This is a genomic window from Pseudomonas sp. UBA6753 (genome assembly GCF_002453565.1).
Lineage (GTDB): Bacteria > Pseudomonadota > Gammaproteobacteria > Pseudomonadales > Pseudomonadaceae > Aquipseudomonas > Aquipseudomonas putida_Z.
In genome coordinates, this window is the sequence record NZ_DKHD01000004.1 from 116,702 (window position 1) to 142,320 (window position 25,619).

The 25,619-nt window shown below is 62.8% G+C and carries 27 protein-coding genes; 9 read left to right on the top strand and 18 right to left on the bottom strand.

What is annotated here, in order from left to right; translation table 11 throughout:
* Positions 1-10: 10 nt before the first annotated feature.
* The 4 genes from B2790_RS03265 to B2790_RS03280 form a co-directional block, all read right to left on the bottom strand.
* Complete coding sequence (locus B2790_RS03265) at positions 11-1,909, bottom strand: PAS domain-containing hybrid sensor histidine kinase/response regulator (protein ID WP_286918253.1); 1,899 nt, start codon at positions 1,907-1,909, stop codon at positions 11-13.
* Positions 1,878-3,041: a nitric oxide-sensing protein NosP gene (gene nosP / locus B2790_RS03270; RefSeq protein WP_047595428.1), complete on the bottom strand. Its 1,164-nt coding sequence runs from the start codon at positions 3,039-3,041 to the stop codon at positions 1,878-1,880. Before nosP ends, B2790_RS03265 begins: the two co-directional genes overlap by 32 nt.
* Positions 3,042-3,293: 252 nt before the next feature.
* Positions 3,294-4,478 (bottom strand): porin, encoded by a 1,185-nt coding sequence (locus B2790_RS03275; protein WP_003257627.1) that lies wholly within the window; start codon positions 4,476-4,478, stop codon positions 3,294-3,296.
* Positions 4,479-4,695: 217 nt separating this feature from the next.
* Complete coding sequence (locus B2790_RS03280; RefSeq protein ID WP_286918254.1) at positions 4,696-5,583, bottom strand: MerR family transcriptional regulator; 888 nt, start codon at positions 5,581-5,583, stop codon at positions 4,696-4,698.
* Positions 5,584-5,737: 154 nt separating this feature from the next.
* On the opposite strand from B2790_RS03280, the gene B2790_RS03285 reads away from it, so the two are divergent.
* From B2790_RS03285 to B2790_RS03315, 7 genes are all read left to right on the top strand, one after another.
* Positions 5,738-6,184 (top strand): PAS domain-containing protein, encoded by a 447-nt coding sequence (locus tag B2790_RS03285; RefSeq protein ID WP_286918255.1) that lies wholly within the window; start codon positions 5,738-5,740, stop codon positions 6,182-6,184.
* Positions 6,185-6,286: 102 nt separating this feature from the next.
* Positions 6,287-6,709: a nuclear transport factor 2 family protein gene (locus B2790_RS03290; RefSeq protein WP_015270038.1), complete on the top strand. Its 423-nt coding sequence runs from the start codon at positions 6,287-6,289 to the stop codon at positions 6,707-6,709.
* Positions 6,706-7,458 carry an SDR family NAD(P)-dependent oxidoreductase gene (locus tag B2790_RS03295; protein WP_013972160.1) on the top strand — a complete coding sequence of 251 codons (753 nt, stop codon included), beginning with the start codon at positions 6,706-6,708 and terminating at the stop codon, positions 7,456-7,458. Before B2790_RS03290 ends, B2790_RS03295 begins: the two co-directional genes overlap by 4 nt.
* Positions 7,459-7,464: 6 nt before the next feature.
* Positions 7,465-8,712, top strand: a complete 1,248-nt coding sequence (locus B2790_RS03300; RefSeq protein WP_013972159.1) for an NAD(P)/FAD-dependent oxidoreductase — start codon at positions 7,465-7,467, stop codon at positions 8,710-8,712.
* Complete coding sequence (locus B2790_RS03305; RefSeq protein WP_286918256.1) at positions 8,709-9,518, top strand: DUF1365 domain-containing protein; 810 nt, start codon at positions 8,709-8,711, stop codon at positions 9,516-9,518. Before B2790_RS03300 ends, B2790_RS03305 begins: the two co-directional genes overlap by 4 nt.
* Complete coding sequence (locus tag B2790_RS03310) at positions 9,493-10,755, top strand: SAM-dependent methyltransferase (protein ID WP_274078482.1); 1,263 nt, start codon at positions 9,493-9,495, stop codon at positions 10,753-10,755. Before B2790_RS03305 ends, B2790_RS03310 begins: the two co-directional genes overlap by 26 nt.
* On the top strand, positions 10,755-11,243 hold the full coding sequence (locus tag B2790_RS03315) for a DUF2878 domain-containing protein (RefSeq protein WP_137164269.1): 489 nt from the start codon (positions 10,755-10,757) through the stop codon (positions 11,241-11,243). The genes B2790_RS03310 and B2790_RS03315 overlap by 1 nt, the downstream gene beginning before the upstream one ends.
* On the opposite strand, the gene B2790_RS03320 is transcribed toward B2790_RS03315, so the two are convergent.
* From B2790_RS03320 to B2790_RS03330, 3 genes are read right to left on the bottom strand one after another with little or no spacing between them, the layout of a single operon-like run.
* Positions 11,181-11,363: a DUF2256 domain-containing protein gene (locus tag B2790_RS03320; protein WP_085616094.1), complete on the bottom strand. Its 183-nt coding sequence runs from the start codon at positions 11,361-11,363 to the stop codon at positions 11,181-11,183. The genes B2790_RS03315 and B2790_RS03320 overlap by 63 nt on opposite strands.
* Positions 11,360-12,886 carry a cryptochrome/photolyase family protein gene (locus B2790_RS03325; protein WP_137164270.1) on the bottom strand — a complete coding sequence of 509 codons (1,527 nt, stop codon included), beginning with the start codon at positions 12,884-12,886 and terminating at the stop codon, positions 11,360-11,362. Before B2790_RS03325 ends, B2790_RS03320 begins: the two co-directional genes overlap by 4 nt.
* 43 nt (positions 12,887-12,929) lie before the next feature.
* The gene (locus B2790_RS03330) at positions 12,930-13,451 is read right to left on the bottom strand and encodes a chalcone isomerase family protein (RefSeq protein WP_137164271.1); all 522 of its coding nucleotides are present in this window, start codon (positions 13,449-13,451) and stop codon (positions 12,930-12,932) included.
* A gap of 158 nt (positions 13,452-13,609) precedes the next feature.
* Between B2790_RS03330 and B2790_RS03335 the strand changes: the two genes are divergently transcribed.
* Complete coding sequence (locus B2790_RS03335) at positions 13,610-14,380, top strand: SDR family NAD(P)-dependent oxidoreductase (RefSeq protein ID WP_137164272.1); 771 nt, start codon at positions 13,610-13,612, stop codon at positions 14,378-14,380.
* A 31-nt stretch (positions 14,381-14,411) separates the two neighbouring features.
* Here B2790_RS03335 and B2790_RS03340 read toward each other — a convergent pair whose 3' ends face one another.
* The 11 genes from B2790_RS03340 to pstS form a co-directional block, all read right to left on the bottom strand.
* Positions 14,412-14,966: a helix-turn-helix domain-containing protein gene (locus B2790_RS03340; RefSeq protein ID WP_025339569.1), complete on the bottom strand. Its 555-nt coding sequence runs from the start codon at positions 14,964-14,966 to the stop codon at positions 14,412-14,414.
* A 248-nt stretch (positions 14,967-15,214) separates the two neighbouring features.
* Complete coding sequence (locus B2790_RS03345; protein ID WP_137164273.1) at positions 15,215-16,573, bottom strand: aspartate aminotransferase family protein; 1,359 nt, start codon at positions 16,571-16,573, stop codon at positions 15,215-15,217.
* Positions 16,574-16,642: 69 nt separating this feature from the next.
* Positions 16,643-17,416: a gamma-glutamyl-gamma-aminobutyrate hydrolase family protein gene (locus tag B2790_RS03350; protein ID WP_025339571.1), complete on the bottom strand. Its 774-nt coding sequence runs from the start codon at positions 17,414-17,416 to the stop codon at positions 16,643-16,645.
* Positions 17,417-17,500: 84 nt separating this feature from the next.
* Positions 17,501-18,847 carry a glutamine synthetase family protein gene (locus B2790_RS03355; RefSeq protein ID WP_061550788.1) on the bottom strand — a complete coding sequence of 449 codons (1,347 nt, stop codon included), beginning with the start codon at positions 18,845-18,847 and terminating at the stop codon, positions 17,501-17,503.
* Between the two features lie 27 nt (positions 18,848-18,874).
* The gene (locus tag B2790_RS03360) at positions 18,875-19,429 is read right to left on the bottom strand and encodes a helix-turn-helix domain-containing protein (protein ID WP_015270026.1); all 555 of its coding nucleotides are present in this window, start codon (positions 19,427-19,429) and stop codon (positions 18,875-18,877) included.
* A 157-nt stretch (positions 19,430-19,586) separates the two neighbouring features.
* Positions 19,587-20,186: a hypothetical protein gene (locus tag B2790_RS03365; RefSeq protein ID WP_137164274.1), complete on the bottom strand. Its 600-nt coding sequence runs from the start codon at positions 20,184-20,186 to the stop codon at positions 19,587-19,589.
* Positions 20,186-20,884 carry a hypothetical protein gene (locus B2790_RS03370; RefSeq protein ID WP_085588069.1) on the bottom strand — a complete coding sequence of 233 codons (699 nt, stop codon included), beginning with the start codon at positions 20,882-20,884 and terminating at the stop codon, positions 20,186-20,188. Before B2790_RS03370 ends, B2790_RS03365 begins: the two co-directional genes overlap by 1 nt.
* A 93-nt stretch (positions 20,885-20,977) precedes the next feature.
* Positions 20,978-21,739 carry a phosphate ABC transporter ATP-binding protein PstB gene (pstB, locus tag B2790_RS03375; protein ID WP_031324478.1) on the bottom strand — a complete coding sequence of 254 codons (762 nt, stop codon included), beginning with the start codon at positions 21,737-21,739 and terminating at the stop codon, positions 20,978-20,980.
* 75 nt (positions 21,740-21,814) lie between these two features.
* Positions 21,815-22,708, bottom strand: coding sequence for a phosphate ABC transporter permease PstA (gene pstA, locus B2790_RS03380; protein ID WP_286918257.1), 894 nt, complete (start codon positions 22,706-22,708; stop codon positions 21,815-21,817).
* Entirely contained in the window at positions 22,708-23,673 is a 966-nt protein-coding gene (gene pstC / locus B2790_RS03385) for a phosphate ABC transporter permease subunit PstC (RefSeq protein ID WP_023661148.1), read from the bottom strand. Before pstC ends, pstA begins: the two co-directional genes overlap by 1 nt.
* Before the next feature lie 72 nt (positions 23,674-23,745).
* Complete coding sequence (gene pstS / locus B2790_RS03390) at positions 23,746-24,777, bottom strand: phosphate ABC transporter substrate-binding protein PstS (protein WP_025339575.1); 1,032 nt, start codon at positions 24,775-24,777, stop codon at positions 23,746-23,748.
* Positions 24,778-25,067: 290 nt separating this feature from the next.
* Between pstS and B2790_RS03395 the strand changes: the two genes are divergently transcribed.
* Complete coding sequence (locus tag B2790_RS03395; protein WP_025339576.1) at positions 25,068-25,445, top strand: hypothetical protein; 378 nt, start codon at positions 25,068-25,070, stop codon at positions 25,443-25,445.
* Positions 25,446-25,619 lie beyond the last annotated feature (174 nt).

Here is a 25,619-nt window from a genome sequence, read left to right on the forward strand (position 1 = left end):
AGGCCTGCGGCTATGCCACGCTGCTGCCCAGCAAATGGCTCATCGCCGCCTTCAGCTTCATCGGCCGCACCGGCTTGTGCATCAGGGTGTGGCCCAGCTCGCGGATCTGTTGCTTGAGCTCGTTGCTGTAGTTGGCGGTGATCATCATCGCCGGCAAGGGCTGGGCGCGGCGGGCATTGATCCGCGCCACGGCGTCGACGCCATTGCAGTCGTTGTCCAGGTGGTAGTCGGCGATCAGCAGGTCGGCCTCGGCATGGTAGTTGTCCACCTGGCGCGCCAGGTCCTCCTCCGACAGCGCGGTGACCACCCGGCAACCCCACCCCTCCAGCAGGGTGCGCATGCCAGCGCAAATCGCCGCATCGTTATCCAGTACCCACACCCGCGCCCCGCGCAGGCGTTCGAGCATCGGCTCGCTGATTGCCTGGCTCGGCTGGGCCTTGGGCGCGGTGGTGCTCAGCGGCACTTCGACAGCGAACACTGAGCCTTTGCCAAGCCATGAGCGCACCCGAATCCGGTGGCCAAGAATGCCGGCGATCTTTTCCACGATCGCCAGGCCCAGGCCCAAGCCACGGTCCTGGTCCGGGCGCTGCACATCGCCGCGCCTGAACTCCTGGAACATTTCTTCCAGGTGCTCTTCGGCGATACCGATCCCACTGTCCCATACCTCGATCCGCAAGCCGCCACGCTGGCGCCGGCAGCCCAGCACCACGCGGCCGCTGCGGGTGTAGCGGATGGCATTGCTGAGCAGGTTGCGCAGGATCCGCGCCAGCAGCTGAATGTCACTGCGCACCACGGCGGAGCAGCCCACGAAATGCAGCTCAAGCCCTTCGCTGCGCGCCACCTGGGCGTATTCGGCAGCGAGGTTGTCCATCAGTTCGCGCAGGGCGAACGGGGCGACATCGGCCTTGATCACGCCGGCATCGAGCTTGGAAATATCCACCAGTGTACCTAGCAGGTTCTCCACATCCTCCAGCGAGTTGCTGACATTACGCACCAGGTGAGCACTGTTGTGCGGCTCGCGGTGTTCGAGCAAGGCGCTGGTGAACAGCCGCGCCGCGTTCAGTGGCTGCAGCAAGTCATGGCTGACGGCGGCAAGGAACTTGGTTTTCGACAGGTTGGCCTGCTCGGCCTCGCGCTTGGCCTCGCGCAGGCGCGATTCCACCCGGCTACGCTCCTCGATTTCGCGCAGCAGCTGCTCGTTGAGGCTGGTCAGCTCGGCCGTGCGCTCGCGTACCCGTTGCTCCAGGTGCTGATACGCCTGGTGCAGCGCCTGTGCGGTATTGCGTCGCTCGGTGATATCGCGGATCAACACGAAGATGCCCACCACTTCGCCATTGGCCAGGCGGTTCGGCACGTAGGAGCGCAGCATGTAGCGTTCCTGGCCGTTGATGTTGGTTTCGGCAAACTCGAAGGTTACGCTCTCCCCCGCCAGCGCCCGCGCCACGTAGGCCTCCAGGCGCTGGTAATGCTGCTCGCTGTGGGCTTCGCGCAGGCTCTGGCCCAGCATCACGCCACGAGGCCAGCAATACCATTCTTCATAGACCTTGTTGGTGAATTCGTAGACCAGGTCGGCATTCAGGTAAGCGATCAGCGCCGGTACATGGTCGGTGATCAGGCGGATCTGGTGCTGGTGTGCCGTCTCGGCCCGCTGCCGGGCCTCGCTGAGCAGGTGGTTGACGGCCTTGAGCTCGGCCATGGCCTGGTTCAGCGCTTCGGTGCGTTCGCGCACCTGCTCGGCCAGCACCACCGAATGCTGAAACGCGGCATAAGGGTCGTTGCCACGCGTGACGCCGGACTCGATACGCTCGATCAGGGCGCCGTTGATACGCTGCAGCTTGTGGTTCTGGTGCTGCAGCCGGGCGACCTCGGCCTGCAGTTCAGCGACCGACAGGAGGCCGGTTGCGGGCAATGGCGACTCCGGTGAAGGTCTGGTTGATGTGCATGCCATCGAACTGTTCTCCGTAGGTGTTGAAGCCGATCACCCGCTGCTCGCGCAGGAACGTACCGACCGCTTCCAGCCCGTCCCGGGCTTCCAGCTCCAGCCGCCGCAGGAAGCAATCGCAACCGATGGTCAGCAGCAGCGGGCCGAGGCGCTGCTGCAAGCCGTCGAACAACTGGTGCAGGTTCGGCAACAGCGGGCCCGGGGTCATGGCGGTAAGCACGATGCCGTTTTCCACAGCGCAGTAGAAACTCAGGCTCAGGTCCGGGTGCACCTGCTGTATCGCCCGCACGTAATACTGGTCGTGGATGCGCACGGCCAGCGGATGGGCAGCGAACACACGATGATCGAGCTCGGCCACCGGCACGCCGATGTGCCGGGCGTATTCCTCGGCAGCTGGCTCGGCATTCAGTTCGAAGACCCGGCGCTGGGCACTGTCGGCGCCGGTGACCACCAGCTTTTCCTGGCGCGGCAGGATGTGGTGGGTGGTGAACACTTCGAAGTCGAGCCAGGTATTGACCAGCACCACCACCGCCGCGCCGTGGTGGAACGCGCCGCCGAAATACACGTGGGTGCGGGTCAGGTAGTTGTCGTCGCCGGCCGAGCCGCCGAAATGCGGGATGTCGCCCAGGGCCGCACTGAGGGCGGCAAGCACCATTTCCTCACGGCTGGACAAGCCGTCGAGCAGGGTCAGGGCAAAGCTGTGGCCCTTGATCGGCGCCAGGTTATTGCTGCGACAGGTGCCGACCAGGCGCTCGACCATCTGCTGGGCGTCGATCAGGCTGAAGCGCTCCATTTCGTCGATCAGCTCGGTGGCGATGGAAAAGTGCCGATGATCGAACCCCACTGCCGTTATGCAGTTGCGGCCATAGCCCTGCGGGGTGATTTCCCCGGCGCTGGTGCAACCGACCAGGCGGATGCCGCCAAAGCCCTGCTCCAGGGCTTCGCCCAGGGCCTGCAGGTCGTATTCGGCGGAGCAGAAGAACAGCACGAAGCCCAGGTGCGGGTGCAGCAACTGCGCCGCCAGCTCCTGGGCTGCCTGCCGGGCATCGGTTGCCTGGGACATGGCGCTGACCACACCGTCGTTGTGAGCCTGCTGCATCGTGGTCTCCGGCGCGGGGTGGCTGAGTGATGAGTGTACGAAGGCGATCATCGAGGACGAATGCTACTTGGGTAGCGGGTGGGCGGTTCCATGGTTGTAATAGCTTTTCCTGAAGATTGCCGGGGCCGCTGCGCGGCCCTTTCGCGACGCAAGGCCGCTCCCACATGGGCTTGCGCGGTCGATGTGGGAGCGGCCTTGCGTCGCGAAAGGGCTGCACAGCAGCCCCAGCAGTCTTGAGTCGAGGCCGAGGGCTTACCAGGTCAACACCGCCCCCACCGCAAAGGTATCGGTGTCTTCGTTCTGGTCACTGGTTTCATGGCCGTCGATGGAAAACTGGTTGTACTCGGCAACCAGCTTGAGGTTGTCGTTGACGTCATGGAACAGCGCCACGCCACGGGTTTCATAATCCGCACCACTGCCCACCGCACCGTTGCCATCGTCCTTGGTCTTGCCATACGACAGCGCCACCCGGTTCTTGCCGACCTTGTAGGAGCCCTGCAGCAGGTAGCCGTCGCTGTCGACATTGCGCAAGGTCGGTTCGCCAGCGTTGTTGGTGAAGAACGGGTTGATGCCCTTGGCCTGGAACCCCGAGCCGGTCAGCGACAGCCCCCCCATCTTCGCCTGCACACCGTAGCCGACACCTTTGGAGGTGACCGACTGCACCGCCGGGTCGGTGTTGTCGGAGGTCTGGTAGCTGCCGTTGAGCCAGCTGTAGATCTGCGCCCCACCCAGGTCGAACTGGTAGGTGATCTCGCTTTCGGTACGCGGGTTTTCCTGGTAGGCCTTGCCGGTCGGGCTGCTGTCGTTGGTGTCCACCGGGTCCATGATGCCCACCGCCACCCGCAGGCCGTCCATCACTGGGGTGCGATAGGTGATCTGCGAGGTGGGGAACGGGTACGGGTAGCCGCTACCGATGTTGCCGAACGAGACCCCGCCGCCGTCAACCAGCCCCAGGGTGTCACTGACCTGGCCATAACCGGCCAGCAGTTCGTCGAGCAGGATATTGGAACGGGCGAACAGCCCGAAGTCCTTGCCGATCAGCACCTCACCCCACTCGGGGTTGGCCACGGTGCCGTAGAACTGGCGCACGTCGATGGCGGTATCGGTACCGTTGGTTTCGCTGTCGTTGATGGTCACCCAGAACGAGGCACGCGCGCCGAGCTTCAGGTCATCCACCTGCTTGCCCATGTTGAAGCCCAGGTAGTTGGGCAGAAAGCCCATCTTCACCCGTGACTGGCGGCGATCGAACTGCTCGCCCTGCCGGTCGACATCGCTGTTGACGTAGAAGGCGTTGATATAGCCGTCGGTGGAAAACGTCGTCTGGTCCTTGTCGTACAGCATGATCTCGGCCTGGGCGAGGCTGCTCAGGCAAAGGGTCGACAGGCTGACGGTAACAGCCGCCAGCAAGCGTGGGGACAGATTCTTATTGTTGTACATGGCGCGCTCCGAAACGGGGACGGGATGTCGGAGGCGATTATCAGAAGCTGGCAAACAGCCAGAAACGCTGCCTTGGAGGGGGCTGCCAGGTGCTTTGGGCCCGCGCGCGGGGCGTGATGATTCCGGCCCAGGACCGGGTTACGCCCAGAGGCAAGACTTCTGGCGTAACCCACAGGAGCAGGCGAGGATCAGTACGGCAGACTACGGCGGGCCCCTGTCAAAGGTCCAGGGCACCACTGAGCAAGGCGTTCAGCATGGGTGCGACGTCAGCGCGCTGCTCGTCCAGCAGACACAGCGGGAGGCCTTGCCAGGCTGGTTGTAAATCGGCCAATCCCTCGCCAATCAAGGCCAGCGGACAAACGATTGCCATTTGCAGCGAACGCAGCCGCCTGGCCAAGGCAGGGTCCACCGGCACCTGGACCTTGATCACCACTGCTGCGGGCTGCATTGCTGCACACAGCATGGGTATTTCTTCCAGCGGCTGCCCGCAACCGAGCACTTCGATGCGTTGCTGCTCGCTGCTCAACAGCAGCCCGGTGCACAACACCTGCAGTTCGGCTTGCCCCTCGGTGCCTGCCAGCAGCACGCGCGGTGCATCGGCCTGGTTCATCTGCAGGCGCATCAGCAGGCGGGCGCGCAGGAACATGTCCAGAAACAGCCATTGGCTACGCTGGCCCGGCGCAATGCCTGAGGCCAGGCCATGCCAGACTGGCATCAGCACCTCACGCAGCACGGTGGCCTTGGGCAGGACGGTGAACAACTGCCCATGGATGCTTTCCAGCGCTTGTGTATCGAATGCCTTGGTTGCATGCTCCACGGCAGCGCGCCAGTCGTCGAACGCCGAGTGCTGCTGCACCGGCGCATCCGGCTGGCCTGCGAGCATGCCGCCTACCTTGCTGATGGGCACCCCATTGCCGGTCCAGCGCAAGATGTCGCGTATGCGCTGGACATCGCGAGCGCTATAAAGGCGATGGCCGCCCTCGGTGCGCTGCGGGCTTATCAACCCATGGCGCCGCTCCCATGCCCGCAAGGTCACCGGATTGATGCCGGTCAGGCTGACCACATCGCGCATGGGTAGCAAATCGGCTGGGGTGGCGTCAGTCATGATGAGGGTTTATCTGGGGGGTGGCACATTCTAAACCCATATGCACCTTCTGCGGCGAGCCTCCTTGGGTCATCATGCAACAAACGGCGCCGAGGCCTTCTGCACGCAGGCCAGGCTACGCACTTCGCATCCTAAATGCCTGTAGGTGGGCCCCATGATCAACGCGAAACTCATGCAACTGATGGTCGAGCATTCCAACGATGGCATCGTCGTCGCAGAGCAGGAGGGCGACGACAGCATCCTTATCTACGCCAACCCCGCCTTCGAGCGCCTGACCGGCTATCGCGCCGAGGACATCCTGTATCAGGACTGCCGTTTTCTGCAGGGCGACGATCATGACCAGGCCGGCCTTGCCAACATCCGCGAGGCGATCCGTGGAGGCCTGCCGTGCTGCCAGGTGCTGCGCAATTACCGCAAGGACGGGAGCTTGTTCTGGAACGAGTTGTCCGTCACGCCGGTGTACAACGAGACGGACCAGTTGACGTACTACATCGGCATCCAGCGCGATGTCACAGCGCAGATTTTCGCTGAGGAGAAACTACGCGAGCTGGAGGCCGAGGTGGCTGAATTGCGCCGACAACTGGGCCAGGCTGAGCGCTGAACGAAACCTATACAAGATCGTTGACTTGTATAGATTTACGCTTAGACTTCAGATATACCTGTACAACAAGCCATTTCTGTACAGGATTTCCTGGAGTCCAGCATGTCAGCGTATCTGCAGCAATTCGCCGAGCACTTCAGCAGACTCGACGGGGGCAACCTCGGCACCCTTGAAAAGCTGTACAGCGACGATGTCACTTTTCGCGATCCGTTGCATCAGATCCAGGGGCTGCGCGCTCTGCGAACCTATTTCGCGCAGTTGTACGCCAACGCTCACGACATTCGCTATGCCTTTTCCAGCATCGACGAAGTGATGCCCGGGCAAGGTTACCTGCGCTGGACCCTGCAGTTTCGCCACCCACGCCTGGCCCGCGGTCAGCAGATCAGCTTGCAAGGATGCAGTTACCTGCAATGGCATGACCGGGTCCATTTTCACCAGGACTATTTCGACGCAGCAGCCCTGCTCTACGAACATGTTCCGGTCATGGGCGGTGCGATTCGATGGCTCAAAGGGCGGATGGCATGAGCCGCTGCTGGCTGACAGGCGCAAGCAGCGGTATCGGTGCCGCACTTGCACAATGCCTGCTGGAGCAAGGCCACCAGGTCGCCTTGGGCGCACGGCATGCAGATCGTCTGGCCCCGTTGGCTGAACGTTTTCCCGGGCAGGTGCTGCTGGCCATTGGCGACCTGGACGACCCCGTACAGGTCGCCGGGATCGCAACCCGTATCGAGCAGGCCTGGGGAGCGCTGGACAGGGTGATCCTCAATGCAGGCACCTGCGAGTACCTGGAGCCGGACCATTTCGACCCTGCCTTGGTCGAGCGTGTGGTCCGTACCAATTTCCTTGCTGTCAGCTACTGCCTGGCAGCGGCCCTGCCCTTGCTTCGCGCCGGTCAACGCCCTCATCTGGTGGTCATGGGCAGTTCGGTGACCTGGCTGGCCTTGCCCCGTGCCGGCGCCTATGGCGCGTCCAAGGCAGCCGTGCGTTATCTGGTGGAATCGCAGCGCATCGACCTTGCCCGCGAAGGCATCGCCGTCACCCTCGTCAACCCGGGCTTTGTCGACACGCCATTGACCCGTCGCAACGATTTCCCCATGCCGCAGCTGTGGTCGGCGCAGCGCGCAGCCAGCCATATTGCCAAACGCCTTCCCGAGCGCCCGCTGGAAATCAACTTCCCCCGGCTTTTCATCCTGGTATTGCGCCTGCTTGGCGCACTGCCCGCGCGCCTGCGCCTGGGGCTTGGGCAACGCCTTGCCCGTCATGAACAGGAATGATGATCCATGCGTATAGCAATCATCGGCAGCGGCATTGCAGGGCTGTCCTGCGCTCATCTGCTGTCACGCAAGCATGAGGTGACGGTTTTCGAAGCCGAGAAATGGATCGGGGGCCACACGCATACCCTCGATGTGATCTGGCAGGGTGAACGCCATGCAATAGATACCGGCTTCATCGTCTTCAATGACTGGACCTACCCGCACTTCATCCGCTTGCTCGACCACCTGAAGGTCGCCTCACGGCCGACCGAAATGAGTTTCTCGGTGCATGATCCGGTCACTGGCCTGGAATACAACGGGCACGACCTGAATACCCTGTTTGCCCAACGCCGCAACCTGGTGTCCCCGGGGTTCTGGGGGATGCTACGGGATATTCTGCGTTTCAATCGTCAGGCGCTCGCCGACCTGGATAACCAGCGTATCGATGCCAACGCGACCCTGGGCGCCTACCTCCGGGCTCAGCGCTATGGACAGCGCTTCATCGACCATTACATCGTACCGATGGGGTCGGCGATCTGGTCGATGTCCCGCGCGGACATGCTCGGCTTCCCACTTGCGTTCTTTGTGCGGTTTTGTCGCAACCACGGCTTGTTGTCGGTCAACCAACGTCCACAGTGGCGCGTGATCGAAGGGGGTTCGCGCAGCTATGTCAGTCCGCTGTGCCGGCCGTTTGCCGGGCGCATCCGCCTCGACTGCAAGGTTTTCCGGGTCAGCCGCGACGAAGGTGGCGTCACCCTGACGAGCGCTGCCGGTACCGAGCGTTTCGACAATGTGGTGTTCGCCTGCCACAGCGACCAGGCCCTGGCTTTGCTCGAAGCGCCGAGCGTGCAGGAACGGGAAGTGCTCGGCGCCATCGGTTATGCCAGCAACGATGTGGTGCTGCACACCGATACCCGTCTGCTACCCCGCCGCAAGCGCGCCTGGGCCAGCTGGAACTACCGTCTCGGCGGGCCGCAGCAGGCGCCTGCCGCGCTGACCTACAACATGAACATTCTGCAAGGTATCCAGGCACCGACGACCTTCTGCGTGAGCCTCAACCAGACCGCGCTGGTGGATCCGGCGCAGATCATTGCCCGCTTCCAGTACGACCATCCGCAATACAGCCTTGCGGCGTGCGCCGCGCAGGCGCGCCAGGCGCAGCTGCAGGGCCAGCGCCACAGTTACTTCTGCGGCGCCTACTGGGGCAACGGCTTTCACGAGGATGGCGTAGTCAGTGCGTTGAAGGTGGCCGCGCATTTCGGAGAGCACCTGTGAACAGCAGCCTTTGCGTGGGCTGGGTCAGCCACCGGCGCCTGGCGCCGCGCCCCCACGCCTTCCGCTACAGGATCGGCATGTTCTACCTGGACCTGGACGAGCAAGCCTGGCTGACAGGCCTGTCACGTTGGCTGTGGCGCTGGCGCCTGGCACCGCTCAGCTGGCACCCGGCAGATTACCTGCCAGCTCGGACCCGCCGCGGCGAGACGCTGGCCCAGGCTGCACGTTCGCTGGTGCACAACGCGACGGGAGAGATGCCTGAGGGGCCGGTGCACCTGCTCACGCAATTGCGTTGCTGGGGGCTGTCATTCAACCCGGTCAGTTTCTATTTCTGCCATGACCGCGACGGACGACTGACGGCAATCCTGCTGGAGGTGCGCAACACGCCATGGCGCGAACGCTTCCATTACGTGCTGCCGGTCAGCGAAAACCTTGCCAGGCCCTTCACTGTCACCAAGGCCTTTCATGTGTCGCCTTTCATGCCACTGCACATGGACTATCGCTTGCACTTTGCCCTGGACGCAGAGCATGTGCGCATCCACATGGAGAACTGGCAAGCCGATAGCAAGGTGTTCGAGGCCGACCTGGCCCTGCAGCGCCAGCCGCTGGATAAAGCCGCCGTGCACCGATACGTACTGGCCTTCCCCTGGATGAGCCTGCGCACCGTCGCGGCCATCTACTGGCAGGCACTGCGCCTGTTGTTCAAACGCACACCCATCCATGACCACACGCCCAGCCAGAGTGACCTGGCGCTCGGCCATTCCTGCGAGGACCCTGATGATGTCGAACCCCACCCTGAGCGTTAGCAAGTTCGCCGGCCTCGGGCCGTTGTTCGGTGGCCTGGCACGAAACGCCGTGCTCGCCAGCCTGGGCAGGCTGCGCCATGGCCATTTGCGCCTGCTCAGCCACGGGCAGCAATGGAGCTTCGGTGACGCCGACAGCCCGCTGCAGGCCGAGGTCGAAATACTTGATGACATCACCTGGAGCCTGATAGCCGGTAATGGCTCGATCGGTGCTGGCGAAGCCTACATCCACGGCTATTGGCGAAGTCCCGACCTGGCGCTGGTGACTCGCCTGTTTGTCGCAAACCTGGAGGTACTTGACACCCTCGAGGGTGGCCTGGCCCGCTTCGGCCGCCCTGCCCTGCGGTTGCAGCACAAACTCAACCGCAACAGCAGGCGCGGTGCCCGCCGCAATATCCTGGCGCACTACGATCTGGGCAATGCCCTGTTCGAGCGGTTGCTGGACCCTACCATGATGTATTCGGCAGCCCGGTTCGAACACTCTGAACAGACGCTGGAACAAGCTCAGTTGCACAAGCTGGAGCGCATCTGCCAGAAGCTGGAACTGTGCCCTGCCGACCACCTGCTGGAGATCGGCTGCGGGTGGGGCAGCCTGGCAATCCACGCCGCCACCCGATATGGCTGCAAGGTCACCACCACCACGCTTTCCGAGGCGCAGTACAGCCATACCCTGACACGCGTTCAGGCCCTGGGGCTGGAGCAGCGCGTGAAAGTGCTTCGCGAAGACTACCGCGATCTTCAAGGCACCTTCGACAAACTGGTCTCGATCGAGATGATCGAGGCTGTCGGCCACCGTTACCTGCCGGTGTATTTCCGCCAGTGCGCCTCGCTACTCAAGCCCGACGGGCTGATGCTGTTGCAGGCGATCACCATACGCGACCAGCGCTATGAGCAGGCGCGGCGGTCGGTCGATTTCATCCAGCGCTACATCTTCCCCGGTGGCGCCCTGCCTTCGTTGAGCGTGATGCTGGAAACTGCCAGCCGGCACACCGCACTCAACCTCTTGCACATGGAAGATTTCGGTCAGGACTATGCCCGCACCCTGCGGCACTGGCGAGAAAACCTGCGCCAGGCACGCGCTGCGTTGACGGACCTGGGCTATGACGACATGTTCCAGCGCCTGTGGGAGTTCTACCTGTGTTACTGCCAAGGCGGTTTCGAGGAGCGCGCCATCGGTGTCGCGCATCTGCTCTGGGCCGCGCCCCAGGCACGGCGCGCGCCCTTGCCTGGCAGTGCCTGATGAGCCGTGGCTGGCTGCTCGCCAATGCCTTGTGGCTACAGGCTGGCTGGTGGCTATGCGTATTGGGGGCCGAAAAAACCTGCCTGTCGTTGCTTGTGGTTCCTGGCCTGGCCGTGCACCTGAGCCTGTGCCCGGACGTCCACGCAGAGGTCAAGGCGCTGTTGCGCGTAACGCCGGTGGGATGTGTGCTGGACAGCGTGCTGGGCGCGCTGGGCGTGTTCGGTTTCGACACTTGGCCACTGCCGCTGTGGCTTGCGCTGCTGTGGCTGGTGCTGGCCAGCGGCATGCGCCACAGCCTGGCATGGGCCGGCAGGCACTGGCGGCTCGGTGCGCTGGTGGGTGCAGTTGGCGGCCCTCTGGCCTATCTGAGCGGGGCGAGGTTGGCAAATGTCGACTTGCCCATGGGCACGCTGGAAACCGGCCTGTTACTGGTGCCGATATGGGCCGCTACCCTGCCCTTGCTCGCGCGCCTCGCGGTGCGGTGCTGACCTGCGACATCGTTCGGAGCAGTAGCGCACCTGCGCCCAGCAACGCGCCCAGCGCTTGCGCCAGTTGAACGGCCGCCCACACACCACGCAGATCTTGCTGGGCAAAAGACCCTTTTTCATATCGGCTGCGCCGCATCGAGTTGTGCCAGCAGTGACTGGCCACGCTGCCACACGGCATCGCGACGGTCAGCCGCCATGCCATCCAGGCTTCGATAGACCAGCGCCAGACGCGGGTTAGCCGAAAGTTCCGAGCGATGGCGAATCAGAAAATGCCAATACAACGCATTGAACGGGCAGCCATCCACCTCGGTCACGTGGTCAACCCTGTAACTGCACGCCTTGCAATGGTCGGACATGCGCTGGATATAACGACCACTGGCGCAGTAAGGCTTGGACCCCAGGTAGCCACCGTCGGCGTACATCACCATACCAAGCGTGTTGGGCAGCTCGACCCAGTCGAAGGCATCCATGTAGACCGCCAGGTACCACTCACAAATCGCGGCTGGGGCGATACCGGCCAGCAAGGCGAAGTTGCCGGTGACCATAAGCCGCTGGATATGGTGAGCGTAGCCCAGGCGAAGGGTCTGGCCGATGGCCTGCTCCATGCAGCGCATGCGGGTGCGCCCGGTCCAATAGAATTCTGGCAACGCTCGCTCGTTGCCCAGGTAGTTGAGCGCCGCATACTCCGGCATGCGCAGCCAGTAGATGCCGCGCACATACTCGCGCCAGCCGATCAACTGGCGGATGAAGCCCTCTGCTGCATTGAGCGGTACTCGCCCCTCGCGCCAGGCCTTGTCGACCTCCTCGCACAGGCAACGTACGTCCAGAAGCCCGATGTTCAGCGCCGCACTGATGCGCGCATGGAACAGGTACGGCTCGCCCTCGGCCATCGCATCCTGGTAGTCACCGAAAGCTGCCAGGCCGAACTCCAGAAAGTGTTGCCAGAGCTGCCTTGCCTCGGCATGGGTCACCGGGTAGTCGAAACCGTCGATGGCTCCGTAGTGGTCGCTGAAGCGTTGGCGTACCAGGGCTATTACCGCTGCCGTGATCTCGTCCTGCTCGAAATGCGCGGCGAAGGGGCCACGCAGCTGGCGGGGCAAGGCCTTGCGATTGTCGCCATCGAGATTCCAGGTTCCACCTGCCGGGCTGCCGTCAGGCTCCAGCAGCAGACCGGTACGCTTGCGCATGCCACGGTAGAAGTACTCCATGCGCAGTTGGCCGCGTTCCCGGGCCCAGCGCGCGAAGGCTTCGCGAGAACAGAGAAATCGCGTGTCGCGATGCCACACAAGCGGCAGTGCGGCATCGCGCAACGCCTGCTCCAGGCGCCACTCTCCGCACTCGGTCAGGTGAATATGCGTGGCTCCCAGGGCCTGCTGCCAGCGCCGCAACTCGCCAACGATGGTTCCGCTGTTGCCGTCATCATCAAGTTTCACATAATGCACCTGCCAACCGCGCTTGCGCAGTGCCAGTGCGAAGTGCCGCATGGCGCTGAAGATCAGGACGATCTTCAGCGGATGATGCGGCACGTACCTGGCCTCCCCTTCCACTTCCGCCATCAGCACAGCATCGCGGGCAGGATCGAGGGCGTTGAGGCTGGCCAGATCGAAGGACAGCTGGTCACCCAGTACCAGACCCAGGCGCATCTTCAGGCTCCCCCTGGCTGGTCAGCGTTACCGCTATGCAGATTCATGGCATGCCCCCCAGCAGACGCTGACGCAGTTGTTGATCCCTGGCCCGTGGATCGAGCCAGATGGCGAAGAACGCCCGTGCAAAAACGGGGTCGGCGACCGCCCGGCTGAGTTTGCCATCGACGTAGAAACGGCAGCCCTGCCCCGGTATGTACAAGCCGGTGATGCGCATCCCAGGGCGTACATCCACGAACGCCTGCTGCATGGCCTGGGACCACGCCGCGCGCCGCTGCGGCGTCACGTTTTCAGGTGCCAGGCGGTACATTTCCTCGAGGCTGGCCTGTACCAGCGTGTCCCTGGACAGGCTTCGATGATAGGCCAGCTCAAGGGCAAAAGGCCGGCTCCAGTCCTGGACCGGACCTGCCGCCCATAGCTGTGCAGTGTAAAGGCGCAAGCCAAACCAGCTGAACTCACCGACGCCCAGCCGTTGCGCTGCCGGCAGCTCCGCTCGCCAGTCCGCCGCCTCCGACAGGGCAGTCAATAGCAGGCAAAGCCAGGCCCAACGAGTTGTGTGCCCCATACTGACCTCGAGCACGTGAAATACCTGTACAATATTAGAAACTATGTACAGTTTTTTATGAGGTTGTACAACTTTTACTTGCGGGTCTCAGGGCCTTGTTTCGGCAGAGCCAGTGACAGTGGCATACCTGCGTCGGGGCCGGCAAAGGAGGCAGTTCAGTGAGCCTTATCAATGACCTTCATACCCCCGCCAACGTGCTGATTTGCGGAGCCAGCCAGGGGATCGGCCTTGCACTGTGCACACAGCTGCTGGCGCGCGACGACATCGGGCGGGTGTTTGCCGTCTCGCGACATGCCACCAGCAGCCCCGCGCTGGATGCTTTGTTCGCCGAGCACCCAAGACAGTTGGTTCGCATCGACTGCGACGCCTGTTCCGAAGTGGCACTGCAAACACTGGCGGCACGGGTGGGCGCCTGCTGCGACCAGCTGAACCTTGTACTGTGCACGCTTGGCGTGCTGCAAGAGGCACCCGCACGGGCCGAAAAAGCGCTGACACAGGTGGACATGGCTGGGCTGCTGGCCAGCTTCACGACCAACTGTTTCGCCCCTGTCCTGCTGCTCAGGCACTTGCTGCCCTTGTTGCGACAGCAACCGATGACCTATGTGGCACTGTCGGCGCGGGTCGGGTCGATCAGCGACAACCATCTTGGCGGGTGGTACAGCTATCGCGCCAGCAAGGCCGCGCTCAACCAGCTTCTGCACACTGCGAGCATCGAACTCAAGCGACTGAACCCTGCTTCCACGGTACTATTGCTGCATCCCGGGACCACCGACACCCGCCTTTCCCAACCCTTTCAGGGCAATGTACCGCCGGGAAAACTGTTCTCGCCGGCATTTGCAGCGACATGCATCCTAGCGCTGGTGAGCCGGCACGGCCCCGACCAGAGCGGTACATTCTGGGCGTGGGACGGCACACCGATTGCCTGGTGACGCCAAAGCCAGCATGGCTTGGCTTCTCTTGTCAGCTGAACACCCAGAGCACGCGGGTGGGCTTGTCGGTGAGGTTGGCGTAACGAAAACTTGCGTGGGGTTGCAGCTGAAAACTGTCACTGGCGCGCAGCGTTACCGGCTCGCCGCCATCCAGCCATACGGTCAGTTCGCCTTCGAGCACGAAGCAGCCCTGCTCCGAGCTGTCGTCCAGGTACTCCTCGCCACTGCTGGCCCCAGGCTCCAGGTGGCTGTCGAGCATGGAGAACGCGCCCGTTATCGTGGGGGATGCCAGCACATCGGTGATGCCACCGGCCAGGTGAAGGGTACGACGCTCGTGAGGGCGGGTGACCCACTCGAGTTCGCGCGGCTGGTCCAGCTTGTAGAAATAGGCCGTGGAGACGCCGAGCTCTTCGCTGATAGCCGTGAGGTCGGCCACGGTTGGGCGGGATACGCCCCGTTCGACCTGGGACAGAAAGCCCACCGAACGGCCGATGCGCTGCGCCAGTTCGCCCAGTGTCAGGCCCTTGAACTTGCGCAGGTCGCGAATCAGTACGGCCAGGCCTTCGATCTCTTCGTGCACTTTCATGGTTGAATCGCGACTTTCGGATGGGAAAAATTGATGCCCTGAAAAGTACATGATTCATTTCACAAAGCAAGATGCTTCATGGCGATCTTGGGGATGCTTTGCAGCCCTTCGCGGGCACGCCCGCTCCCACAGGGATCGCGCTTCTCCTGAACCCGGCGCCAGACCTGTGGGAGCGGGCGTGCCCGCGAAGGGTCGCAAAGCGGCCCCAAACAATTCAACTGACTGGCACCAGTCCCAGGGCTCTTCCCTTACCGAACAGCCTCGTACGTCAAGTCCAGGCACTTGCGGGCCTTCTCCACCAGTTCGTCGATCTCCTCGATGCTGATCACCAGCGGCGGCGCGATGATCATGGTGTCGCCCACGGCACGCATGATCAGCCCATTGTCGAAGCAATGCTGGCGACAGATCATGCCGACACCTTTGCCTTCATGACGCGCACGGGTGGCCTTGTCCTTCACCAGCTCGATCGCGCCGAGCATGCCCAGGCCGCGTACCTCGCCTACCAGCGGGTGGTCGGCCAGCTCGCGCAGGCGTTTTTGCAAGTACGGAGCGGTCTTGTCGTGCACCTGCTCGATGATCTTTTCATCACGCAGTATCCGCAGGTTCTCCAGGCCCACCGCAGCCGCCACCGGGTGGCCGGAATAGGTGAAGCCGTGGTTGAAGTCGCCGCCTTCGCTGATGACTTTGGCCACTTCATCTCGCACGATCACGCCGCCCATGGGGATATAGCCGGAGGTAAGGCCCTTGGCGATGGTCATCAGGTCGGGCTTGAGGTCGTAGTAGTCGCTACCGAACCACTCGCCTGTACGGCCGAAGCCGCAGATCACTTCGTCAGCGACGAAGAGGATGTCGTACCTGGCCAGGATCTCCTTCACCTTCGGCCAGTAGGTCTGCGGTGGAATGATCACCCCGCCAGCGCCCTGGATCGGTTCGGCGATGAAGGCGGCAACGTTGTCCACGCCAACTTCGAGGATCTTCTTCTCCAGCTGTTCGGCCGCCCACACGCCGAAGTCGGCCTCGGTCATGTCGCCGCCTTCGCCATACCAGTACGGCTGCGGGATATGCACGATATCCGGGATCAGCCCACCCTGCTGGTGCATCCCACTCATGCCGCCCAGGCCCGCGCCGGCCACGGTGGAGCCGTGGTAACCGTTGATGCGGCCGATGATGACCTTCTTGCTCTTCTGGCCCTTGAGCGCCCAGTAATGGCGGACCATGCGCAGCACGGTGTCGTTGCCTTCGGAGCCGGAGCCGGTGAAGAACACATGGTCCATGCCTTGCGGGGCCACATCGGCGATCGCCTTGGCCAGTTCCAGCGCGGGCGGGTGCGCGGTCTGGAAGAACAGGTTGTAGTACGGCAGCTGCTTCATCTGCTGGCTGGCGACGTCGGCCAGCTCATCGCGCCCATAGCCCACCGCCACGCACCACAGCCCGGCCATGCCATCGAGAATCTTGTGGCCTTCGCTGTCCCAGAGGTACACGCCCTTGGCCGAGGTGATGATGCGCGGGCCTTTCTCGGCCAGTTGCCGAACATCGCTGAACGGGGCCAGGTGGTGGTCGCGGCTCATGGCTTGCCAGGCGAGGGTCTGGGAATTCTGCTCACTCATTGACTTCACTCCATCAAGTTGCGCAGCCGTGCCACGCAGGTACTTTTTTGTAATTGGGAAAGATCGCTGTCAGGCGGACTTCAACAGCATCTGGCGCAATACCGAGCGATGCCGGCAGGCCTTGCCAAAGGACTGGAAGATGGTCAGGTAATGTGGGTTGTCCATGACCTGGTACTCGGGGTGCCATTGCACGGCCAGGGCAAAACCCTTGCTGTTCTCGACCGAAATCGCTTCCACCAGGCCATCGGGTGCCAGCGCCTCCACCCTCAGCCCGGGGGCCAGTACATCAATGCCCTGGCCGTGGATGGAATTGACATCGATGACCGCCGGCAAGCCCATGCGGTCGAGCATGCCGCCGGGCTCTATATGCAGGGCGTGACGCGGGCCGTATTGCTTTTCGATGGGCTCACCCTTGCTTTCGCGGTGGTCCATGAACATGCCGGTCTCATGCACCTTCTGGTGCAGGGTGCCGCCCAGCGCCACGTTCATTTCCTGGAAGCCACGGCAGATGCCGAGCACCGGCACACCGGCGGCGATGGCCGCACGCATCAGCGGCAAGGTGGTGGCATCACGCAGCGGGTCGTGATGGGTGCCCGCTGCACTGGCCGGGCCGTTGTAGTGCAACGGTTCGATGTTGGACGGCGAACCGGTGAAGATCAGCCCATCCACCACGTCGAGAATATCGGCGCTGTCCATCAGGTCTGCGAGGCTGGGTATCACGATGGGCAGCCCGCACGCTGCCTTGGCCGCCGCGCGCGCGTACTTCTCGCTGATGGTCTGGGTTGCATGCAGCTCGATCATGCTGGTGCATGCGGTAATGCCGATAACGGGCACACGTGGCATATCTTCCTCCGGCAAATCCATATTGCGCGTTGTATTGAAACGGTAGAAAGGCAGGGTGCAGCGGCGCTGCCCCAACCCCGGCACCTACAGGAACCAGCGGTATTCGCGGGCATCGATGTGGCGCATGAAGTCCAGTTGCTCCTGGTATTTGTTTTCGCAGTAGACCATCACGAATTCACTGCCCAGGCCCTCGTTCACCTCCGGGTGGTGACGCATGGCCGCCAGGGCACTGAAGGCATCCTTGGGGAACTCGATGCCGCTCTGGCGGTTGTCGTTCAGCGGGGCGATGGGCTCGACGCCACGCTCCAGGCCATGCTCCATCCCGGTCAGGATGGCCGCCAGCACCAGGTACGGGTTGGCATCGGCACCGGCGAGGCGGTGTTCGATGCGCAGGTTGCGCGGGTCGGACTCGGGGATGCGAATACACGCATCGCGATCTTCGAAACCCCAGCTGGCCTTGCTCGCCGCGTTGACCATGGCGCCGTAACGGCGGTAGGCATTGTGGTTGGGGGCGAAGATCGGCATGCAGTGCGGCAGCAGCTCCAGGCACCCTGCCACCGCATGGCGCAGCTTGCGCTGGTCATCGCCGGCCAGGATGTTGTTGCCGGCGTTGTCGTACAGGCTGACGTGCACATGCATGCCGCTGCCCGGCGCGTCGAGGTACGGCTTGCTCATGAAGCTGGCTCGGTAGCCGTGCTTCATCGCGATACCGCGGGTACTGCGGCAGAACAGCGCCGACCAGTCCGCCGCGCTCATGGCATCGTCGCTGTGCGAGAAGTTGATCTCGAACTGGCCTGGGCCCAGCTCCGCGGTGATCACGTTCGCCGGCACGCCCTGCTCGTTGGCGCCATCGACCATCTCGTGCAGCACCGGTGCGAAGCGCGACAGCCGCTCGATGTGCATGTTCGGCTGGTCGTCGTGGTCGTCGGTCGCCTTGTCGCGTGGGTACTGTGGCAGGCCGTTGTCGAGCTTGCGGTCGAACAGGTAGAACTCCAATTCGAAGGCCACCACCGGGCGAATGCCGCGCCTGGCCAGGCGCTGGATCACCCGGGCCAGCACTTCACGGGGCTCGAACTCGATGGGCTTGGCGGTGCCGTCGGAGGTGATGAGCATCTGCGCGATCGGTTCCTTTTCCCAGCGCACCGGCTTGAGGGTACCCGGCACCAGGCGGCGGGCGGCATCCGGGTCGCCGTCGGCGAAGCAGTAGTCACCGATCGGGTAGAGGCCACCCTGGGTGCCCAGCAGCACGCAGTTCTGCGGCAACTTCAGCGGCGCGCCGGCTGCGACTTTTTCCAGCATGTCCATGGGGTAGCGCTTGCCGTAGAAGTGCCCGGGAATATCCAGCGCAATCAGGTCGACATAACGTATTTCTGGGTGTTGCGCTCGGAACGAGCGCACTTCAGTCAGCAGATCCGGAAAGACGACACTCATCTTCTTGTCCTTGTGAGGTGAACGAATTCAGTTGAAGACCCAGAGCACGCGGGTGGCTTTTTCCGTCAGGTTGGCATAACGGAACTGCGCGTGGGGGTGCAGCTGGAAGCAGTCGTTGGCCTGCAGGGTCACGGCATCGCCGTGGTCCAGCCAGACCGTGAGTTCGCCTTCGAGCACGAAACAGCCCTGCTCGGAACGGTCAGTCAGGTACAGCTCGCCACTGCTGGCGCCTGGCTCGAGATGGCTGTCGAGCATGGAGAACGCGCCGCCGATGGTGGGCGAAGCCAGCACATCGGTAATGCCCGACTCGAGGTACAGCGTGCGCCGCTCGTGGGGGCGCGTGACCCAGCTGACGCTGCGCGGCTTGCTCAGGTTGTAGAAGTACGCGGTGGATACGCCGAGCGCTTCACTGATGGCGGTGAGGTCGGCCACGGTAGGGCGCGAAACACCGCGCTCGACCTGGGACAGGAAGCCGACCGAGCGGTTGATGCGCTCGGCCAGTTCGCCCAGGGTCAGGTTCTTGAATTTGCGCAGGTCGTGAATAAGGATCGCGAGGGCTTCAACCTCTTCGTGCATCTTCATCGTTTGAGACTGCCGTGAAATTTTTAGAGTTATTTTTCATGAAAAATTACATGAAAAATTTCACGAGTCAAGCCGAAGCTGAAAATGGGAAGCCGCGAATGGAGGTGGGGGGCAACAAGTAGCGAAGAGGCGTAACGAGAAAGGTACCTTGAAGCCCTCAGGAAGCGAGGGCCTGCGAACGCTGCCGTACCGGCATTTCATAGCGGTGCGGTTGCTGCCAGGCCAGCTGTGCCTGGACATCGACCGCCGCATCCATCACTTTCTGCGCCCAGTTCTCATCCTTGGGGCACACCACCACCACGCGAAAACCGTGGTCGACGCCTTCCAGCCGCACGCCCTCGGAATCATCGACATGCAGGTCGATATCGAAGGCCGACGGCAACTTCGAGGGCGCATTCTCAAGCCCGTTCACGGCCAGGATATGCTGGTGCCGGTCACTGTTGACCACGCCATCGACGCGGATACCGTAGAGCATCAACCAACGGCGGATGTAGGACGGCGTGCGCCCCGACGAGGTGTAGATCCAGATGCTGCAACCCTGGCGGCGCAGGTCGCGGATCAGCGAGCGCGTGCCACTGCGCAGGGGTTCACCCAACCAGCGGTGGACGAACGCCGGCAGCTTGCTGTGCTCGGCGGCGGCGTGGTCGGCCTGGCAGGCTAGCGTGTCGTCGATATCGAACGAAATGCGTACCTGCGGGCGATTGAACGTACGCTCGAGGGCTTGCCGCCCGCGCTGGAACAGAGAAGGGCTTTGCATCAGCGGCACCTCTCGCGCGCAGGCATGGATGTGCCGCCCAGGAAGAACTTGCCGGGCTCGGGCGCGTGCGCTTCAAGGAAAGCTGCATACTTTTTCTTGATCTTGGGAAGTTCGTACAAAGCCTTGACCCCATGCTTGGCGGAGTTGCGTATGACCGAGGACGGGTTGAAGTAACCCTCGGCGTTGTCCAGCGACAGCACGAATGGTGGTAGCCCCGCGCGCATCAGCAAGTAGCTGACAATGAGCGACCCTGTGCGGTTGTTGCCTTCGATGAACAGCTGCGGCTTGCTGAGAATTCGAACGTAGACACCCGCCGCACGCTTCCAGATCGAGTCGCTGCCATACGAGCAATACCAGTTGTAGAGGTCCTTGATGCCGCCCTCAACATTGTTGAAAAAGTGCGCCTCGGTCGCCGCCAGGTGCGGGGCAAATTCCAGCCTGCGTGCCGGGTCGCTGCCGCACAGCACGGTGGCATTGATCTCCAGCATCAGGTTCAGCTGCTGCAGGTCGAAAAGGTCGACACCCCGGGCGACATAGTCGTCAATCAGGGCATAGCCTTCAACCACATTCAGCAGCACCTCGTCGGTGAATGGGTCCCGCGGTTCGGTGAAATGCTGGCTGAGTTCGGCAAAGCGGGCCTGCACCTCACGCAGTGCGCGCTCTACCGCTGGCAGATCAAGACGACGCGTCGCTGGCATTGGAAATCCCTGGTAACACTTGGCGGAAGGTAATGCGGCCGGGTGTTGCAGCCTTCCTGACTGCAACACCCGGCCACCTTGGCAGGTACGGCCTCAGCTGAACTTGCCGCTGATGTAGTCAGCGGTCAGCTGTTCACGCGGGTTCTGGAAAATCTGCGTGGTCGGGCCCATCTCGACCAGGTAACCGGTACGGGTGCCCTTGGAGATGTCGACCGAGAAGAACGCGGTGGTGTCGGCCACACGAATCGCCTGCTGCATGTTGTGGGTCACCAGGGCGATGGTGTAGTCCTTCTTCAACTCGACCATCAGCTCCTCCACCCGGCGGGTGGCAATCGGGTCGAGTGCCGAGCAGGGTTCGTCCAGCAGCAGCACTTCCGGCTCGGTGGCGATGGCGCGGGCGATGCACAGACGCTGTTGCTGGCCGCCGGACAGGGCCAGGCCGCTGACCTTGAGCTTGTCCTTCACCTCGTCCCACAGCGCGGCACCCTGCAGTGCGTGCTTGACGCGGTCGCCGATATCGCCCTTGTAGCGGTTCAGGCGCAGGCCGAAGGCGACGTTGTCGAAGATGCTCATCGAGAACGGGTTGGGCTGCTGGAACACCATACCGATGTAGCGGCGCACCACCACAGGGTCGACGCCCTTGCCGTAGACATCCTGGCCCAGGAAGTGCACATGGCCTTCGAAACGGAAGCCCTTCACCAGATCGTTCATGCGGTTGAGGCTGCGCAGCACGGTACTCTTGCCGCAGCCGGAAGGCCCGATGAAACCGGTGATCTCGTTCTTGCGGATCGGCACATGGCTGTCGCGAACGGCCATGAAATTGCCGTAGAAGATCTTGTCCAGCTTGCAGTCCATGACGATGGGGGCTTCGCTGACCACGGGAGCGGCTTTTGGCGCAGTGGATACGTTCAAGGTCGGATGCTCCCTTTCTCAATACTTGGGCTTGCCGAATACTCGGCTCAGAATGTTGATTACCAGCACGATCATCACCAGTACCAGCGAGGCCGCCCAGGCGAGCTCGAGCTGGTTGTCGAATGGCATGCCGGAGAAGTTGTAGATCAGTACGGCCAGCGAGGCCGTCGGGTTCATGACTGCCAGGTCGCCGTCATGCAGGATCCAGTAGTTGCTGAACAGCGCGGTGAACAGCAGCGGCGCGGTCTCGCCGGCGGCACGGGCCACGGCCAGCATGACGCCGGTCAGGATCGCCGGCAGGCCGGTGGGCAGGACGATTTTCCAGGTCACCTGGGCACGGGTGCAGCCCATGCCGTAGGCTGCATCCTTCATGATCTTGGGCACCATCTTCATCGACTCTTCAGCGGTCAGCACGACGATGGGCAGCATCAGTACCGCCAGGGCCACACCACCTGCCGGCGCGGAGTAGGTGCCGGTGGTCATCACCACCAGGGCGTAGGCGAACACGCCGGCCAGGATCGACGGCAGGCCGGTGAGCATCTTGGCGGCGAAGCGCGCGGCGTTGGCCAGCTTGCTGTCCGGGCCGAGTTCGGCCAGGAACACCGCGGCCAGGATACCGACCGGTACGGCGATGGCGGCAGCAATGCCGACCATGACGAAAGTACCGGCCATGGCGTTGCCAAAGCCCCCGCCCATCTCGAAGCCGGTGGGTGGCAGCTCGGTGAACACCTCAAGGTTGAGGCGTGCGCCGCCGCGGGTGATCAGCATGTACAGCACGGAAATCAGCGGCACGCTGGCCACCAGCGCCGCGAACCATGCCAGCGTGGTCAATACCAGGCTGCGCAGGGAACGGCCTTCCAGCTTGCGCTGCAGGCTGGGCAACGCGTTTGCAGGGGTGGTGAGGTTGGTCATCATTTGTTACCCCGCTGGGCGTAGAGCATGATCATCGAGCCGAGCACGTTCACCGCCAGGGTGATGAACATCAATACCAGTGCCGCGTACATCAGCACCTCGATCTCGTTCGGGCCGGCCTCCGGGAAGTTCAGGGCCAGCAAGGCCGCCAGCGTGTTGGCCGGGGCGAACAAGGAGAGGGAAATGTTGTTGGCGTTACCCACCAGCATGGCCAGCGCCATGGTTTCACCCAGCGCACGGCCCAGGCCGAGCACCAGCGAACCGAAGATGCCGGTGGCTGCCGATGGCACCATTACCTTGAGGATGGCCTCCCAATGGGTGGCGCCCAGGCCGTAGGCGGCCTGCTTGGTCTTCATCGGCACGCTGGTCAGGGCGTCCTGCGAAACGGCGGCGATGGTCGGCAGAATCATGATCGCCAGTACCAGCGCGGCAGGCAGCAGCCCTGGGCCGCTCAGGGAAGTACCAAAAAAGGGAATCCAGCCCAGCTCGCTGTTCAGCCAGGTGGTCAGCGGGCGAATGGCCGGGATGACCACATAGATCCCCCACAGGCCGTAGACGACGCTGGGGATGGCAGCGAGCAGCTCGACGATGGTGCGGAACACCGCCGCCAGCCGGGCCGGGAGGAAGTCCTGGGTCAGGAAAATGGCCATGCTGACGCCGAAGAAACCGGCGATCAACAGGGCGATCAGGGCGCTGTAAAGCGTGCCCCAGATCGCTGGCAGAATACCGTACTTGCCTTGGTTGACGTCCCAGACACTGCCGAACAGCACGTCAAAGCCGTGCTTCTCGATGCCTGGCAGTGCCTTGCGGCCCACTTCGTAGACCAGCGCGAAGACCAGCGCCAGCACCAGCACCACACCGATGCGTGCAAGCGCACGGAAGGTGCGATCAACCAGGAAGTCTTTCGCAGACGGTGGCTGGCACGCGGAGTCGGGGTTAGCCGGGATGGCAAAAGGAGTGTTCATTGGCAAGTTCCGGGACAGAGGGCAAACACACCCGGCATGGCCGCCAGACCACACCGGGAGCGCCTGGGCGTGTTACTGGATGTTGGCGGACGCTTTGCGTACCTGATCGACAACCGACGCTGGCAGCGGGATGTAGCCCATCGAGTCGGCGATCTTCTGGCCTTCGGTCAGGCTGTATTCGACCATTTCGCGCATGGCCTTGGCCTTGGCCGGGTTACCGTTGTCCTTGCGGAAGATCATCCAGGTGTAGGAGGTGATCGGGTAGGACTTGGCACCGTCAGGGTCAGGCAGCCAGGCCACCAGGTTCTCCGGCATCTGCACCGCAGCCAGCGCCTCGGCACCGCTCTCGGCGTTCGGCACGACATATTGGCCGGCCTTGTTCTGCAGCTGGGCGAAGTCGACCTTGGCCAGCTTGGCGAAGCCGTATTCGATGTAGCCGATGGCGCCTGGGGTCTGGCGGACGGTGGCGGTTACGCCGTCGTTCTTCGGCGACTTGATGAACTTGTCGCTGGCCGGCCAGTTGACGGTGTTGCCTTCACCCAGCGCTTGCTTGAAGTCAGCGTTGATGGCCGACAGGTGCTTGGTGAATACCGCAGTGGTACCACTGGAGTCGGCACGCACGACCACGGTGATCGGGGTAGCTGGCAGTTTCAGCTCAGGGTTGGCCGCGACGATCTGCGGGTCGTTCCACTGGGTGATCTTGCCGAGGAAGATGTTGGAGTACACATCGCGCGGCAGCTTCAGCCCTTTAGGGTTGCCCGGCAGGTTGTAAGCCAGGACGATTTCACCGGCGGTCATTGGCAGCAACTGCACGCCCTCGCCGACCTTGGCGATTTCTTCGGCTTTCATTGCCGAGTCGCTGGCGGCGAAGTCGACGGTCTTGTTCAGAAAGTCCTGAACACCCGCCCCGCTCCCCTTGGACTGGTAGTCAACGGTGACACCGTCGGTTTCCTTGCTGAAGGCCTTGAACCAGGTCAGGTAGATCGGTGCCGGGAAGCTGGCGCCGGAACCGGTCAGGCGGACGTTCTCTGCGGCGAAGGATGCCGAAGTGGCGCAAAGCGAAACGGCAACGGCGAGTGCAGCAGACTTCATCAGGCGTATCATCGAAAAGCGCTCCGTGTGATGGCCGGCACACTTTGCAGCAGCAATGTTACAGCTTTGTGACCAATGAATGGCAAGCCGCACGGTAGAGCCGTCTGGCGGCGCCATCACGGCAACATCAGTGAGCAGAGCTCTGGACGGGTTCCTGTCTCAACCCTAAGGCCTCGATGTGTCGGTTGAATGACTGTTTCGAGTGGGCGACAGGTTTCCTGGCACCGCTGGTCGATTACCGGGCACTCGGGCGTTGCCGCGGCATTCAACCGTTCATGCAAACCAAGACGGGAGTGAATGCCATGCCACGCGGCGACAAGGACAAATACACCGACAAGCAGAAGCGCAAGGCCGAACATATCGAGGAAAGCTACGAGCACAAAGGCGTGCCGAAAGACCAGGCCGAAGCGCGCGCCTGGGCCACCGTCAACAAACAGTCCGGGGGTGGCGAGAAGAAAGGCGGCTCGGGCAAGGCCACCTCTTCCAGCGAGAAGAAAACTGCCCGCTCGGACTCGGCCAAACGGGCGGCGAAGTCACGCCAGGGTCATTCCCGCACATCGGGCAGTTCCCTGGAAACCCAGAGCAAGCAGAGCCTGATGAAGGAAGCGCGCAGCAAAGACATCAAGGGGCGCTCCACCATGACCAAGGCGCAATTGGTGGAAGCGCTCAAACACGCATGACACAAGCCCCCGGCCCGGCGAATGTAACGCGGTGCATGGCACCGGCTACGCCGGTGTTCGCGGGCACGCCCGCTCCCACACCGGCCCGTGCAGGCTTCACGATCCTTGGGCAAGGCCATGGCCTTTACAGGAATGACGCCAACCCTGGGCCAGGCGCGATCCCTGTGGGAGCGG